Genomic DNA, 15,737 nt, shown 5'->3' on the forward strand with positions numbered 1-15,737 from the left:
CTCCTTAAGTCTTCGCAACTTCTACAGGGTGTTCCGATGGCTGAGCGATCGGATGCTCAAACAAACCTGGGTTAGATTCAGGCTCTAAAGTTAATTTGTGCTTTGCTTTAGTGGAGTAATCGCCGATTCCCCAGCCTTTATCTAGGAACTTACGCAGTAGTTTACGATAAGCAACGAGTAGATTATCTGAAGCCACTAAAACTTCTTCGGTTAATCCATAAGGCACAACGCGAGGTTCTTGCGCCTCAATCACCGCTTTGTCTTCCAGATAAGTATCGACTGTATTTTTGATCGAGTTATAGTCTGCCCAAGGTTGTGTGAGAAAGTTGCGGACTCCAATCCACTTCGTTAAGGTTGTGTTTTCGTCAACGGGAATGTTGGTTGCAAAGTAGACATATTGATAGCCACGGAAGTTAAAGTCTAGTGCAATCCGGTTGATGTTTGGTAGATAAACCGTCAAGGTTGCACTGGAGTAAGGACGATCGCGCTTCACAATGTATTTCAGCAGTCCTACTCGCTTGGGTGGCTTAGTGCGAACAGTCGCGCTTGTACTCCATTCCTCGCTCTTGACTTCGTAATCCCAAACCTCTGCATCATCCCGGTTATTAAAAAAAGCAGCATGAACGAAAGGTGCATGGGAAGTATCTAAGCCGCTCTCAATCACGCGAGTGTAGTGAGCATTCCAAACATATTCGCCTTGAACCTGCCGCCAAGCGGGGTCGCCGTACTCTGGAAACGGTGGAATTGGGGGACGCTCTGACTCTGGCGCATCCCCCACAAATATCCAAATAAAACCATACTTTTCCTGCACTGGGTAAGTCCCCACTCGTGCCCGCTTAGGAATCGGCACGTCTGCTTGATTTGCTGGAACTTCGACGCAAGCCCCATCTGATTGATATTTCCAACCATGATAGGGACAGCGCAGACAACCTTCTTCAATCCACCCCCCAGATAGAGCCGCCCCACGATGGGCACAGCGATCGTCGAGAGCAATCACTTGATGATCTGCATCCCGATAGAGAACATAGTGCTGTCCCATCAGCGTGATTTGTTTTGGTTTGGCTGTGACAGCAGCACTGAATTCAACCGCATACCAGAAGTTCTTGAGCACGTGCGATCGCCCCACTCGTTTTGCAAGGTTTAGAGATAGCTCTATGATTCCCAAGCCGATATTAGAGTAACGGTGGTGAGGGATAATTCTCTGAGCAGAATCGGGTACTCTTCATGCAAAGCAAGATTATACAAACACAGAGGCTATGGTTAGAAAAGCTCAACGTCTGCCAGTTGATCAAACCGGCAAGGAAAAAATTAACGAGTTTCGTCAAGAACTAAATCAGAAGCTTGAAGATGCGATCGAGCATCACGAATTCAAGATGGTTTACATTGGGTTTGCAACACTTTTTGCGTTTGCGGGTGTCATTTATCTTGCAGTTAAGGTTCCGCTTCCCTTCTTTCATTAGTCGTTCTTTAACACGATGAGGGATGGACAAACCTAGAGGAACTAGGCAACTGGTGCGAGCAAAAGGCGAATAAGCCACTTAATGCTAAAGCGCTTTAGCATTCGCCAAGCGCTTGGCGTATGAATAAGAGCCCAAATGGTTCGATAAATTGGAACCAACATTGTCGCGATCAATTGACAAAGCAAAAACCATTCTCTTTCTTGTTGAGCGATCGGATAAATAGGTCTATTCATCTAATAAAATAATTTAGTGAGTAGAAATCATAGCGTTAGGCAGTAGGATTAGAAATGCAAAAAGAGTAATCGTATCTGTGACTATGCCGAATGCTACTGTGATTGGGTTGGGGAAATCTGGCAACGCCGCCGCCCGACTTCTCAAACGCCAGGGATGGCAAGTCACCATTAGCGATCGCGGTGCTTCCGATACCCTCCAATCGCAACAACAAGAACTGATCGCAGAAGGAATCGATGTGCGTTTGGGCGACAACTTCGATCCTGAATTAGTGCAACCAGATTTAATTGTGGTGAGTCCGGGTGTACCGTGGGATGTGCCGAGTTTAGCCAAGGCTCAATCGATGAATATTGAAACGATCGGCGAAATGGAGCTTGCCTGGAGGGCATTAAGCTATGCTCCCTGGGTAGCAATTACCGGAACGAATGGCAAAACTACGACAACAGCTTTAACTGCGGCAATCTTTCAGAAAGCGGGATATCATGCACCTGCATTCGGCAACATTGGCTATGCTGCTTGTGAAGTCGCATTGTTAGATCAAAAGATTGATTGGGCTATCGCAGAAATTAGTAGCTATCAGATTGAATCATCGCTCTCGATCACGCCTGAAATTGCTATCTGGACAACGTTTACACCCGATCATCTCAGTCGCCACAAAACCTTAGAGAACTATTTCAACATTAAAGCGAGCCTACTGAATCAATCAAAGCAACAGATTTTTAACGGGGATGATCCTTATCTACGGAACATCGGACAACAGCAAACCTATCCGATTCAAGAGAATGCTTGCTGGACGAGTGTAACCGGTAAGTCTGAACTGATAGGAAATCCAGCGTTCGGAGCTTACATTGAAGAGGCATGGGCGATCGTCCAAGGAGAAAAGATTGTTCGGGCGGATGCGCTAAGAATGCCGGGAGCGCACAATTTGCAGAATCTATTGATGTCTGTAGCAGCCGCACATTTCGCAGGAATTGATAAAGATGCGATCGCTCAAGCTGTTGCAGAGTTTCCAGGCGTTCCACATCGATTAGAGCGAATTTGCACTTGGCAGGGAATCGAGTTTATCAACGATAGTAAAGCGACTAACTATGATGCCGCAGAAGTTGGACTTGTCGCGGTCGAAGCTCCAGTGATTCTGATTGCAGGCGGAGAGCCTAAAATTGGTGAGGATCAAGCTTGGCTCAATGCAATTCAATCGAAAGCTGCATTTGTGCTGTTGATTGGCGAAGCTGCTCCGACCTTTGGAAAACGGCTTGAAGAGATTGGTTACTCGAACTATGAAGATGTTGGAACAATGGAACGGGCGGTAGCGCGATCGACCACCCTTGCAAAACAATATTCTGCGAAAGTTGTCCTTCTATCTCCCGCTTGTGCCAGCTTTGATCAATATCAGAACTTTGAGCAACGGGGCGATCATTTTCGTCAGCTTTGTTTAGAACAGTGTTCTGAGTAAAATCTGAGCAGATTTCAGCGATCGTTCGCATATCATAGCAGTCCTCGTTTTTTTAACTTAGACATCGCATCTTCAGCCGCTTGCTTTTCTGCATCCTTTTTACTGCGACCTTTACCCTCACCATAAAGTTTTTCACCCACATACACTCTAGAAACGAACACTGGAGCATGATCGGCTCCACCTAACTTCTCTGTTACATACTTTGGTGGAGCCGCAGCACCATTTGCCTGCGCGAACTCCTGAAACTTATTCTTTGAGTCCACGTTTGAGCGAACTACCATCGCTTCTTGGGGCACAGTGTCAAATAGCTCTGTCACCAAAGGACGTAGCGCTTCAATATCGCGATTGTGATCTAAGTAATAAGCTCCCACCACTGCCTCAAAAGTGCTGCTCAGAAGATTTGAATTCTGATAACCGCCGTCACGAATTGCGCCTTGTCCAAGCCTCATTCTGGAATTTAATCCAATTTCAGTCGCGAACTTAGCAAGTTGCCTTTCGTCTACGAGTGCTGCTCGTCGTCGCGTCATTTCATCTTCTCCCATTTCGGGATAAAGCTGATAAAGGTAGTCGCCACTGATGAAATTGAGAATGGCATCGCCCAGAAATTCTAGACGCTCGTTATCTCCATCTCCTCTAGGATTTTCATTCACATAGGAACGGTGAGTGAGAGAGCGACGTAGAAGCTTTTCGTCTTTGAACATCAAGAGTTTGTGCATCTTTTCCTCGCTACGTTGATTGAAAGCTGAAAAGTCGGGGGATAAAGGCTATTGCCACAACCGTTGTTACAGTCAAAACAAGCCAGTTCTACACCGATTTTGCGGCAAAATGTTAGCCTAGAAGGGATTTTAGATTGCGAAACTCCGATGAACAAAGTTGTGGTAGGACTCTCTGGGGGAGTCGATAGTTCGGTTGCGGCTGCCACGTTGCATGATCAAGGCTATGAAGTCGTGGGCTTGACCCTTTGGTTGATGAAAGGGAAGGGACAGTGCTGCTCTGAAGGCATGATCGATGCGGCTAAACTTTGTGAGGAGTTGGACATTCCACATCACATTGTCGATAGCCGTGATGTATTTCAGGAAAATATTATCGATTACCTGGTGACAGGCTACGGAGAAGGAATTACGCCGTTGCCCTGTTCGCAGTGCAATAAAGCGGTGAAGTTTACCCCGATGCTGAACTATGCGCGGGAAACGTTGGGGATTGATAAAATCGCCACCGGTCACTATGCGCGCATTCGGGTTGAAAATGGGCGGTATCAACTGTTGAGAGCGATCGATCGATCTAAAGATCAATCTTATTTCTTGTATGACCTGGATCAAGAAGTTCTGTCGCGGGTGCTCTTTCCGCTCGGTGAAAAACACAAAACCGAAACCCGCCAAATTGCTGCTGCGTTTGGATTGCACACCGCAGACAAGCCCGAAAGCCAAGATCTGTGTTTAGTCGAAGCGAACGGTTCAATGCAAGCGTTTCTTGATAAATACATCACGCCGCACAAAGGCGAAATTGTCGATCGCGCTGGTAAAGTTCTCGGTCAGCATGAGGGCGTGCATCACTATACGATCGGGCAGCGTAAAGGGTTAGGAATCGCTCACACAGAGCCGCTTTATGTGATTGGTTTAGATGCGGCTCGCAATCGGGTGATTGTGGGTGAGCGATCGGAAGCGCAGAACCCCGAATGTACGGTGGGACGGATTAACTGGGTGTCGATCACACAACCGACCGCACCGATCAAAGCCGATGTACAGATTCGGTATCGATCGATAGCGACTCCTGCAACAGTGATTCCGATCGAAGATAATCGGGTGCGGATTGTGTTTGATGAGCCGCAGTTTAGTATCACACCCGGACAAGCCGCCGTTTGGTATGACGGAGAGGTGCTACTTGGGGGCGGAATTATTGAGCGGGGGTGAGGCAATTGCGCCAAGCGGAACATCTCGGACTGAGAAGTTCTGCCAGCCCTTGCCGTCAAAGTGCCACCATTCGGTCGAGAGTGGGATGAATCCTGCTCTCACCATTGCATTTTCTAGCAGTTGTCGATTTTTCAGCACTGATGCGGGTAAATCAGTGTAACTCCGGCTGGCGCGTTCTGTGAAATCATCAAATTGAGTCGGCATGGGAAGTTCTTTTCCAGTGCGATCGATCAGTGTGACATCGACGGCAGCTCCTCGATTATGCCGTGATCCTTTGGCGGGATTGGCGACATATCGCTCGTCGGGAACAATTTCCCACAGGCGTTTTTGAATCGATAACGGGCGGTAACAATCGTATACTTTCAGTCCAAGCCCTTCTTTTTCTAAGTTTGTTTGCACTTGCGATAACTGTTGTGCAACCGAAGCGCGTAGAATACATCTCGCTTGGGGATAAAGCTTCCGTTTGACAAAATTGTTAGTGGTGGCGTAACGAATATCGAGCGCGATCCGGGGGTTGATCGATCGAATATCGACAAACACAGCGGGATTTAGTTCAGTTGCATTCATCGGGCTGTGAATGAGCAAGGCGCACATAAGCGCGATCGAGAACGCGAGAACAGACCGAATCTGGGAAGAAGAGGGTTGCATTTCAATTTAAGCCAATGAGTTTTGTTGAAAAAACGGACTTGAGCTTTGGGCACTTTGTTCACTCCGGTAATCTGTGGTAAGGTAATCAAAACCTTGCTTGTTGCACAATATTTTCAATTACCATGCTGCTGTCTTCGAGAATCAATGTTTGGCATATGGTTCCGATCGCCCTTGGGTTACATGGACTGATGTTTATTGTTCCGGTTCCTTCCCAAGATGCGATCGTAGAGCGGCAAAATCCTAAAACGGTAAGGGTTGCCAATGTGCCCAATCCTTCTTCCAAGGCAACAACGCCGCCGACTCCCAAAGCAAAGGCTTCTCCCAAGCCTACTCCGCCACTGTTGGTGAAGCCTCGTGTAGTTGAACCTCCTGTAACTCTTTCTCAACCTAAGCCAAGTGCCTCGACTCCTATCGTTGCGACTCCGACCCCCTCTCCAGTTGTGTCACCCTCTCCAGTGGTATCACCCTCTCCAGCGCCAACGACTTCTCCGACCCCAACGCCGTCCCCCTCGCCTAAAGACGCTTTACAGCTCGATGGTGCAACTCCGGGCTGTGATGGGCGCGAAGGATGCTGGGAAATTGCTGAAACACAGGGGAGAATGATATCGAAAACGCTAGAGAAGCAGCTACAAGACCAGGGCTATCAAGTGACTGAGAAAGATATCAACGAAGATGTAGGAATGCGAGTGTATCAAGTTGAGAAATCAGGAACTCAGCCGTATTATCTGCATTTTATCTGGAGCGATCGCGGAACCGCTTATGTTCGTCACGCTCAAATTCTCAGCCGTAGCGAACTCGAAGCGATCGCAAATCTCTAGTACGTGCGCCCTTTCCATGCACCGCCCTGTCCTTGCCAATGTTTGACAGCAGAATCGATCGTCATGAGTAGATAGAGAAATGCGATCGCAGGTAAGCAAAACGCATACCAAAATGAACAGCGATAAAACTGCACGATTGGAAAGTAAGCCAGAGTCATTAATGCGTAAGTTAATAAGCTAATTGAATTTCCGGTTAATATTCCAATTACGGGAGAGAGATAAACAATAAACATTCCGGATACTGCACCCATTAATAGCAGAGGAGAATAATTTAGTTGGGTATAAGCAGTACGAGAGACCATGTTCCAGATCGTACCGAGTGAATCGTAGGGACGTAAACTGATTGTCGTTGGAGTCAATCCGAGCCAGATTCTTTTAGAACCCGTCGATTTAATCGCATCCGCTAAGGCACAATCATCAATTAACGCTTGCCGAATTGCCGCGACACCGCCAATTCGAATCAATGCCTCACATCGAATGAGACTACATCCGCCTGCCGCAGCCGCTAACGATCGACCCGGATCATTTGCCCAACGAAACGGATATAGCTTAGCGAAAAAGAACACAAATGCTGGAATCAGTAACTTCTCCCAAAAACTCACACAGCGTAATCGCACCATGAGCGATACTAACTCGCGATCGTCTGCGATCGCATGACTCACCAGATCTCGCAAATTGTTCTGATCATGCTCAATATCTGCGTCCGTCAACAAAAAATAATCCGGCTGCAACTCCATGCCTTTTTGAATGCCCTGTTCCAACGCCCACAGTTTTCCTGTCCAACCTGCGGGTAGGGGTTGCGCTGAGAGAATCTGTAGCTGAGCGGCTTTTCCGAGCGATTCGGCTGTTTCCTTGGCGACTTCTGCGGTTCCGTCGGTGCTGTGATCGTCTACTAGAATGATTTGGAGCGAACCAGAATAGGATTGTGTGAGCAACGATCGCAAAGTAATCGACAGCAAATCCGCTTCATTTCGGGCTGGAATTACGACGCAAACCGAAGCGCTTTCTAGCTCTCCATCGGGCAGGCGTTGATCCATTCGCCAAAACTGCCCCCGGAATCCTAGCAAATAGATCCAAATTAATAAACTTACGATCGACAGCCCAAGAATGATTTCGCTCATGTCACAATCACGATAAATGCTTTAATTACACGGGGAGCGATCGCAATGGCTTTCATTCGCGTTGATGAAAACATCACTGTGAACACCCAGTACATCGTAAAAGTAAAGTGGAAACTTAATGCTGAAAATGATGAACTCTCAGGATCAATTTTCCTAACAGGTGGCGACAAGAACGAAGTGGTTGCGATCAAAGGTGCAGCCGCTTATAAATTGTGGGATATTCTTCATGCGCGTGAGGATTTGCCCCGAAATAAAAATAGCGAAGCGAGCGCAGAATGGCAGCATAGCCGTAGAGGTTGGTAATGTTTGGGTGTGAGGAGAATTTGGCATGCAGGAACGATCGCTCTTAACCGCAATTGAAGCAAGTCAGCAGTATCTTTTATCGCTGCAAAAACCAGAAGGATACTGGTGGGCAGAGCTTGAATCGAATGTGACGATCACGGCTGAGACCATTTTGCTGCACAAGATTTGGGGAACCGATCAAGCACGACCGCTGCACAAAGCCGAGGACTATTTACGATCGCAGCAGCGTGATCATGGCGGTTGGGAATTGTATTACAACGATGGCGGCGATCTGAGTACAACGGTTGAAGCGTATATGGCGCTACGGCTGCTTGGGGTTGCGGCGGCTGATCCGGCATTGGTCAGAGCCAAAGAATTTATCCTGGCGCGGGGCGGAATTACCAAAACGCGGATTTTTACCAAGTTTCATTTGGCGCTGATTGGGTGTTTTGATTGGCGCGGTATTCCTTCGCTGCCGCCTTGGATTATGTTTTTACCCTCGCTGAAAGTGGAAATCCCGAATCCGTTTGGTACAGAGCCGCTTTTTTCAGGACATACCTTCAGCATTTATGAGATGTCGAGTTGGGCGCGAGGCAGTACCGTTCCGTTGTTGATCGCGTTCGATCGCAAGCCCGTTTTCATTACCAATCCAGCCATTACGCTCGATGAACTCTACACCGAGGGCGTACATAATGCGGTGTATGAGTTGCCGAGAAAATCGGATTGGACAGACTTATTTTTGGATCTCGATCGAGCGTTCAAGTTTGCTGAAGAGTTGAATTTCATGCCGCTACGCGAGGAAGGCATCAAAGCGGCAGAAAAATGGATTCTTGAACGCCAAGAAGCCACTGGAGATTGGGGTGGGATTATTCCCGCGATGATCAATTCGCTGCTGGCATTGCGCTGTTTAGGGTACAACGCGAATGATCCGTTTGTGGCACGGGGATTAAAGGCGATCGACAATTTCGCGATCGAAGAAGAGAATAGTTATCGGATTCAGCCTTGTGTGTCTCCGGTTTGGGATACGGGACTGGTGATTCGATCGCTGGTTGAATCCGGTGTGTCTCCGTCTGATCCGGCATTAACCAAAGCGGGTGAATGGCTTTTAGACAAACAGATTCTCAGCTACGGAGATTGGGCGGTTAAAAACACCGAAGGAAAACCCGGAGCGTGGGCGTTTGAGTTCGAGAATCGCTTTTACCCGGATGTTGATGATTCGGCAGTCATCGTGATGGCGCTGGATCTGCTTCAGATGCCGGATGAAGCTTTGAAGCAACAAGCGATCGTGCGGTGTGTGAATTGGATTAGCACGATGCAGTGTAAGCCCGGAGGCTGGGCAGCGTTTGATCTCGATAACGATCAAGACTGGCTAAACGCGATGCCTTACGGGGATCTTAAAGCCATGATTGATCCGAATACTGCGGATGTGACGGCTCGTGTTTTAGAGATGTTCGGTCAGCTTCAAACCGGAGATGCCAAACGTTGTGCAACTTTAACACCGGAAAGAATCGATCGTGCTTTAGCGTACTTGATGCGCGAACAGGAAGCGGACGGCTCTTGGTTTGGGCGCTGGGGTGTGAATTACATTTACGGAACGAGTGGCGTTTTAGTGGCATTGTCGAAGGCGGCTCCGAAGTCACATCGAACCAGCATTCGACGGGGAGCGACTTGGCTTGTGCGATCGCAAAATCCTGATGGCGGCTGGGGTGAAACTTGCGAAAGCTACAAAAATCCAGCGCTCAAAGGGAAAGGCGACAGTACCGCATCTCAAACCGCTTGGGCAGTGATTGGATTGTTGGCGGCGGGAGATGCCACTGGGGATTATGAGTGGGACGCGATCGACAAAGGAATCGCTTATCTGATTGAGACTCAGAAAGATGGCGCGTGGAATGAAGACTGCTTTACAGGTACAGGATTTCCAGGACATTTTTATCTGAAGTATCACCTGTATCAGCAGCATTTTTCGCTGACAGCTTTGGGGCGATATCAGATGAGTTTGCAGCAGCGATCGGCGTTGAAAGTGCCGTTGAATCTGAAGGTGAGAGAAGTCGTTCTGGAATCGGGAGAGGCTTAGAGAAGGGCGATCGATAGAACGGATTTGCTCCGTTTTAGGTAGTTCTTGCCTCCTAAATCCCCCACAAGTGGGGGACTTTGAGAAGAAATCTGATCAGCTTTGGAAGCAGACTTGTCATCAATTTTCATTTAGGTTCTTCTCAAGAGTGTTAACACAATTTCAGGGTTGCATATTACTTCAAAGTTCCCCATTCATGGGGGATCTAGGGGGTTGAAGCTGTCCAAAACGAAGCGAAAAACTTATGTCAAAGTTCCACTAAAGCAACGCAGTACAATTCAACGATCGCACCTCCATCGCGTCCGAGATATAGCACGATCCGCCAAATCGGTTGAGAATTGGGCGGATTTTCTCGATCGCATCCTTCAACTGTTCTGGCGCACAAAACGCAATAATATACGCCATTTCAATCATTTCGTCGCTTCCAGAAACCCCGCTACTTTCAAGATTGCGGAACACAGTATAGCGATCAATTTCGGATTGCTTCAGGCTATTGAGAATTTTTGGAAGCTCGATCGAATCTGAGATGATTTCAATCCGTTTAACAGCGTGCATAACTTTACCAAAGAAGAGTAATTCCGTATTCGTACAATGGAATTCCGATCAGAATATTGAACGGAAACGTGACCGCAAGCGCTGCAGAAATATAAAAGCTAGGATTAGCTTCTGGAACCGTTAAACGCATCGCTGCGGGAACCGCAATATAAGACGCACTTGCACATAACACCGCAAACAAAAGTGCATCCCCCGAAGACAGCGAGATCGCTTTTGCGAGAAAGATGGCGATCGTCGCATTTAGCATCGGGATCAACACCCCAAACGACACCAAAAACGTCCCAGTTTTCTGTAGTTCTTGAATTCGCTTTGCCGCGACCAGTCCCATATCTAGCAAGAAGAAGGTCAGCACTCCGTAAAACATATCTTGCGTAAACGGTTTCAACGTCTGCCAGCCATGCTCTCCAGTGATAAAACCGATCGCTACACTCCCCACCAACAGAAACACCGAACCGTTAAAAAATGCTTCTCGCAGCACCTCCGACCATTGAATCGGCTCATCACTAGCACGATCGGTAAACACATTCACCAAAATTAAGCCAATAATGATCGCAGGTGACTCCATGAGCGCCAATGCTGCGACCATGTAACCGTTATAAGCAATCTGAAGCTGATCGAGAAATGATCCAGCCGTAATAAACGTCACCGCACTGATTGATCCGTAAGTCGCCGCGAGCGCTGCTGAATTATAGGGATCTAAGCGCGATCGCAAAATGAAAAACGTATAGATTGGAACAGCAATCGCCATTACGATCGCAGCGCTCAACGTCACGATAACCGCTTGGCTAATCCCGCTCCGCGCCAGCTCTACGCCACCTTTAAACCCGATCGACAGTAGCAAATACAGCGAAAACAACTTCGGAATGGGTGCGGGAATATCAAGATCCGATTTCACCAAAACCGCCAGCATTCCTAGAAAAAAGAACAACACAGGCGGATTCAGAAAGTTAGAAACGATCAGGGTAAAGTCCATTCACAGAAAAAATAACGTTACCTTCCATTCAAACGGGGAATGGCGATCGAGGCAAGAACGCACAATCTTTACGACTTCTTGACCAGAGCTTAACCCGCTTTCAGAAAACAGTGGGTACGATCGCGCCTGTAGCTAACCCCCTGGAGCTTCTGATTATGACAAAAACTCTGGATCAATCGAACGATCGTGCCACTAAATCGGGTACAGAAAATTCTCCGAATAGCCCATCCTTTAACTTTGAGCTTTGGGCAAAACAATTGCGTCCTCAACTTCTAGCGTCTTTGTACAAACATAAATAGTACAAAACACAAATAGAACTGATGCTGAGCTAACGTCCGGCTTTGAGAGTTTGCTCAGCAGTCAATTGCAGGGTTGAGAATGCGGGAGAAACGATCGTATCGGTATGTTTGAACTTCCCTACTTCCCGATAACGATCGTTCTCAAGTTGCAGCACTGTAATTATTGATTGCGCTGGATCAATCAGCCAATATTCAGAAATACCACGCTCAGCGTACTCTTTGCGCTTATCAACGTAATCGCGCTCTCTAGATTGCTGATCGCTGCTTGAAACAACCTCGACCACGAGCAAAGGAGGCGGCATTTCAGGTCTCAACACATTTCCTCCGGCAAGAATTGCAACGGCAGATTCTTCGGTATGAACAATTAAGTCAGGTTGTCGCGCTGTTACCTTGGTAGAACGGGTAGCAATCTGATGCCCGATTGCTACCCGATAAGAGGGAATTCCCCATTTCTAAAAACCTGGCAAAAAGAAAGCTTGCAATCACAACGTTGAGTGGATTCTCCGGAGCCATTGCTACTAATTCTCCGTTTACTAACTCATAGCGAGTATCAGTTCCGTCGTCATAGTTAAGGTATTCCTCAAAAGTTCCAAACCGCCGCTTTGCCTGCGTCATGAGAATTCGCCTCCCAACTGCGTCAAGAACTGCATTGCTTTTGCCACTGAACTTGCACAATCGTAAGGGGAAGTCTCATAGAACGATCGCCAAGCAGAGCTTTTGTATTCATCATAGCGATCGCGATGCTCTGGATGTCGATCAAGCCATGCCAACCGCACCGCGTGACCAATTAGAACATCCATCACAATGTATTCTTCGACTTTGAACTCTGGGTTACGTTGTGCGATCGCTGAAAGTTCCATCAAAGCTTCCACATTCGCCTGACGATATTCGGGAGCTTGAATTTTGTTGAGCAGATGTTCGATTTTTAGTGCAAAGTTTTTCTCACCTGCGGTCATTTCGGTCGTAAGAAATTCACTCTCAAGCCGATTCCGCCGTTCTAGTTTGTCTCCGATAACTAACCCCTGACAGTGATGTAGCAGCTTCCATACGCTTGGGTAGAAGTCTTTGGGAACGCGATTGAGTGCCCCATCCACTTGACGTTTACGCCACCAGTTTTGGGCACTGGGTTCGATTTCGGTTTTATCAACCAGAATCACCCAATCGATCGCGCTGTTAGGCAATTTCACTTTCAGCGATTCTTGTTTCAGCAGCGCTTTGTTTAGATCGGCATAACCGACCACAATCTCACGCAGTCGAGTTTTAATTTCAAACGGACTTAAGCTCATCAGTTTCTCGTAAGCTTCATCCTGAGTCAGTTCTAACTCTTGCGCCAAATCGGTTGTAATCAACAAAATTAGATAGCCGACTCGTAAGGTTAACAGTCCCTGGAATAGTTTCGGTTCTGCTTTGATCAATAAGCTGAGATAGATAATTACTTCCTGAGTCAGTACCCGATCGCGGATATCTTCGCGGCAGAACTCACGAATCTTTTCTAAGACCTCCGTGTGTGGTAGCGGCTGCATAATCAATGAGTCTTCGCTGTAGGCACGTCCGATCGCAATCTGTTTCTGTCTCACTAAGATATCTGTGACAGCATCCGACAAGCCCACATCAATCTTATCGAGTAATCCTGCACATCGCCGTAAGATGCTCCAATACGGCGATCTCGTAGAATCCCCCTTACTTGCTTTCGTGTATAGTTCATTCAGCAAGTCTCGAACTGTCACTGATGACTGTGCCCCCGCAAATCCGGTTTCAAAGTTCAGTCCTTCTAGCCGCGCCAATGTTCCTAGTAGTTCAACTTGCTCATAAAGGTTCTGTGACGCTCGTAAGCTCTCCAACAGCACTTGAACATCAGTTTCATACTCTAGTTTGAATTCCTGCGCAATGCTCAATGGATGGGTACGATCGGGTTCAAATGCCAGGAAATAGCGAGACACACCCACTTCAGCGACTGATTTTGATTCAAACTGAAAGCCATGCAGCCAATCAATCCGCTCAGTTCCTGCTGTTCTGACAAACTGTTTAAGCTGACCCAACTGAACCGGAATGTCTCCGCATCGCCCCGCTTGAAGTTCTTGCACCAAATCTAACAATGCTTCTCGACCGAGTTCATACATTTCATGCGTTAGCAACAAGGTGACGATCGGGCGACCCACTTGTTGCCAATGTCGATGAATGTAGGCTAAATCGCTTTTGATGTTTGATACTAAAAAGTGATAGTCCAACGTTAGATAAAACCGTTCCGGCTCAAGAAACGAAGGCAGGACTACGATCGTTTCTCCTTGAATGCGATACACCCGTGCAGTGGTGAGACTCCGCATTCGTCGCTGCGGTCGTCCGGTCAGCGCCAATTTTTCGTTGCGTCCCACCTGGGTATAAGCAGCAGCCAATTCGCGTGCATGACGGACTTGAATTGGTTCCACCTGTTCGAGCGTTTGTGTGGTCACATTGTTTGCTGCAAGTTTAGCCTGTAGCGTTTCATCCTCTGCTAACAGTGCAATCTGAATCGTTGCTTTTCGGCGTTGTCCTCGACGTAAATAGCGCCCACAGGGATCAATATCTCCAACGGAAATCAATCCTTCATGCAGCATTTTCGCTAGCATGTACAAACTCTGTGCCCAAACTAGGGGAATGTTTTCATTGGGAATGCGAGTTTGACTATGAGGATTCGCTTTTTCGGCTGCGATCGCGCTCTCCGGCACAATGAATAGTTCAGGCAATAGTTTCACTCCATCTCGCTCGACCGTCAGCGCATCTAAACGATCGAGATAGTCTTGTGCCTGAACGCGATCGCCCCGAAAAATGCCATCTAACGCAAGATAGGTAAAGAATAAGGGCCATTCACACTCGACATGTTCAAACTGCTTCAGTTCAAACGGCTCATAGTGCAATCGTGTGGTGTCTTCGATCACGGTTTGATGTCCGTCGCGCAAGAAGCGCTTACAGCCATAGCGACCTTGCAGCAGATCGATGATCTTATCGCGGGTGCGATCGACTAGTTCGATATCCTCAACTGCAAACGCAGGAAACCCGATCGCGCTGAGCAATGCAGCATCGACTTCTTTAGAGCTTGATTCGCGTGGCAGCAATGATTCTAGCGTTGTCCGACAGCGAGCAATCTCATCCGGCAGCACATGAATCACTGAACTCTGTCCGCCCTGTGTTCCAAACAGATTCAGCCCATTCATCGCTTCGAGTGCCGCTTTTGCCATGCCGACAGAGCTGCCGTTCAGTTCGGGATTGCCGTGATTGATCTTGTTACCGCGCTCCCAAATTCCATAGTCAGGCGTGCGATAAGTCCGACCAATGTAGTACACCAGGTTTTGCACAAAGTTCACTTCATCACAGGTGTAAACAATGGACAATCCCGAAGTGGTCATCTGCGCCAACATCAATAGAAATACTGAAGTTGCATCTAGCTGCAAATGTCCCCATTCATCGTCACCGACTACCGTTGATCCGGTTGCAGTGTCATATTTTGCATGGAGGGCATCTAACGGATTCTGATTATGTTTGAACTTCTCAACCTTTTGCGCTTGCTGCATCATCGAAAACAACAATCCGCGCATCAACTTGACGACGCTATGTTCTAGCTCATAGGTGCGTCCACGATCGTCATCAAGTTTTCGATAAGCTAATGCCAACCCCCAAACTGCCAGAATGCTATACACATTGTCCCGCACCCAAGCATCGGTGTAGTCTCCGTGAGCGTTCACGGCGGTACTGGCGGGAAGCAGTCCAGAAATTGGGTTCTGACGACTCAAGATAATCGATCGCACTTCTTCGTAATAGCGATCGAGCCGATTCGCGAGGTCAATTGCTGGAGTTGCCATAGGATCAGGGTAGGGAGTTAGGGGTTTACAAGCGCATCAGCGCTTGAATCAAAGATCTTAACCGAAGTTGCTATGATTCG

General features: G+C 47.7%; 14 protein-coding genes and 1 pseudogene. 7 read left to right on the plus strand and 8 right to left on the minus strand.

Annotated features, from left to right (window positions below; translation table 11 throughout):
* Positions 1-4: 4 nt before the first annotated feature.
* The gene (locus H6F51_05480; protein ID MBD1821949.1) at positions 5-1,111 is read right to left on the minus strand and encodes an aromatic ring-hydroxylating dioxygenase subunit alpha; all 1,107 of its coding nucleotides are present in this window, start codon (positions 1,109-1,111) and stop codon (positions 5-7) included.
* A 145-nt stretch (positions 1,112-1,256) separates the two neighbouring features.
* Between H6F51_05480 and H6F51_05485 the strand changes: the two genes are divergently transcribed.
* Complete coding sequence (locus tag H6F51_05485; protein MBD1821950.1) at positions 1,257-1,460, plus strand: hypothetical protein; 204 nt, start codon at positions 1,257-1,259, stop codon at positions 1,458-1,460.
* A gap of 316 nt (positions 1,461-1,776) precedes the next feature.
* Positions 1,777-3,144: a UDP-N-acetylmuramoyl-L-alanine--D-glutamate ligase gene (locus tag H6F51_05490; protein MBD1821951.1), complete on the plus strand. Its 1,368-nt coding sequence runs from the start codon at positions 1,777-1,779 to the stop codon at positions 3,142-3,144.
* A 32-nt stretch (positions 3,145-3,176) separates the two neighbouring features.
* Here H6F51_05490 and rnc read toward each other — a convergent pair whose 3' ends face one another.
* The gene (gene rnc / locus H6F51_05495; GenBank protein MBD1821952.1) at positions 3,177-3,860 is read right to left on the minus strand and encodes a ribonuclease III; all 684 of its coding nucleotides are present in this window, start codon (positions 3,858-3,860) and stop codon (positions 3,177-3,179) included.
* Positions 3,861-4,007: 147 nt separating this feature from the next.
* Between rnc and mnmA the strand changes: the two genes are divergently transcribed.
* The gene (gene mnmA, locus H6F51_05500; GenBank protein ID MBD1821953.1) at positions 4,008-5,054 is read left to right on the plus strand and encodes a tRNA 2-thiouridine(34) synthase MnmA; all 1,047 of its coding nucleotides are present in this window, start codon (positions 4,008-4,010) and stop codon (positions 5,052-5,054) included.
* Here mnmA and H6F51_05505 read toward each other — a convergent pair.
* Positions 5,022-5,702 carry a M15 family metallopeptidase gene (locus H6F51_05505; GenBank protein ID MBD1821954.1) on the minus strand — a complete coding sequence of 227 codons (681 nt, stop codon included), beginning with the start codon at positions 5,700-5,702 and terminating at the stop codon, positions 5,022-5,024. The two genes, mnmA and H6F51_05505, sit on opposite strands and share 33 nt — an antisense overlap.
* A 122-nt stretch (positions 5,703-5,824) precedes the next feature.
* On the opposite strand from H6F51_05505, the gene H6F51_05510 reads away from it, so the two are divergent.
* The gene (locus tag H6F51_05510) at positions 5,825-6,520 is read left to right on the plus strand and encodes a hypothetical protein (GenBank protein ID MBD1821955.1); all 696 of its coding nucleotides are present in this window, start codon (positions 5,825-5,827) and stop codon (positions 6,518-6,520) included.
* On the opposite strand, the gene H6F51_05515 is transcribed toward H6F51_05510, so the two are convergent.
* A complete protein-coding gene (locus H6F51_05515) occupies positions 6,517-7,641 on the minus strand; it encodes a glycosyltransferase (protein ID MBD1821956.1) in 1,125 nt (374 codons plus the stop codon). The genes H6F51_05510 and H6F51_05515 overlap by 4 nt on opposite strands.
* Before the next feature lie 45 nt (positions 7,642-7,686).
* Here H6F51_05515 and H6F51_05520 point away from each other — a divergent pair, with 45 nt between their 5' ends.
* Both H6F51_05520 and shc read left to right on the plus strand, forming a co-directional pair.
* Positions 7,687-7,944 (plus strand): hypothetical protein, encoded by a 258-nt coding sequence (locus H6F51_05520; GenBank protein MBD1821957.1) that lies wholly within the window; start codon positions 7,687-7,689, stop codon positions 7,942-7,944.
* A 25-nt stretch (positions 7,945-7,969) separates the two neighbouring features.
* Positions 7,970-9,997 (plus strand): squalene--hopene cyclase, encoded by a 2,028-nt coding sequence (gene shc / locus H6F51_05525; protein MBD1821958.1) that lies wholly within the window; start codon positions 7,970-7,972, stop codon positions 9,995-9,997.
* 255 nt (positions 9,998-10,252) lie between these two features.
* Here the strand turns inward: shc and H6F51_05530 are convergent, their stop codons facing one another.
* Both H6F51_05530 and H6F51_05535 read right to left on the minus strand, forming a co-directional pair.
* On the minus strand, positions 10,253-10,549 hold the full coding sequence (locus H6F51_05530) for a P-II family nitrogen regulator (protein ID MBD1821959.1): 297 nt from the start codon (positions 10,547-10,549) through the stop codon (positions 10,253-10,255).
* A 4-nt stretch (positions 10,550-10,553) separates the two neighbouring features.
* Positions 10,554-11,522, minus strand: a complete 969-nt coding sequence (locus tag H6F51_05535; GenBank protein MBD1821960.1) for a sodium-dependent bicarbonate transport family permease — start codon at positions 11,520-11,522, stop codon at positions 10,554-10,556.
* Positions 11,523-11,677: 155 nt separating this feature from the next.
* Here H6F51_05535 and H6F51_05540 point away from each other — a divergent pair, with 155 nt between their 5' ends.
* A complete protein-coding gene (locus H6F51_05540) occupies positions 11,678-11,821 on the plus strand; it encodes a hypothetical protein (GenBank protein ID MBD1821961.1) in 144 nt (47 codons plus the stop codon).
* Positions 11,822-11,850: 29 nt separating this feature from the next.
* On the opposite strand, the pseudogene H6F51_05545 reads toward H6F51_05540, so the two are convergent.
* Both H6F51_05545 and H6F51_05550 read right to left on the minus strand, forming a co-directional pair.
* Positions 11,851-12,436, minus strand: a pseudogene (locus H6F51_05545) (Uma2 family endonuclease).
* Positions 12,433-15,657, minus strand: coding sequence for a glycoside hydrolase family 15 protein (locus H6F51_05550; GenBank protein MBD1821962.1), 3,225 nt, complete (start codon positions 15,655-15,657; stop codon positions 12,433-12,435). Before H6F51_05550 ends, H6F51_05545 begins: the two are co-directional and overlap by 4 nt.
* Positions 15,658-15,737: the final 80 nt, after the last annotated feature.

This window comes from Cyanobacteria bacterium FACHB-DQ100 (assembly GCA_014695195.1).
Lineage (GTDB): Bacteria > Cyanobacteriota > Cyanobacteriia > Leptolyngbyales > Leptolyngbyaceae > Leptolyngbya.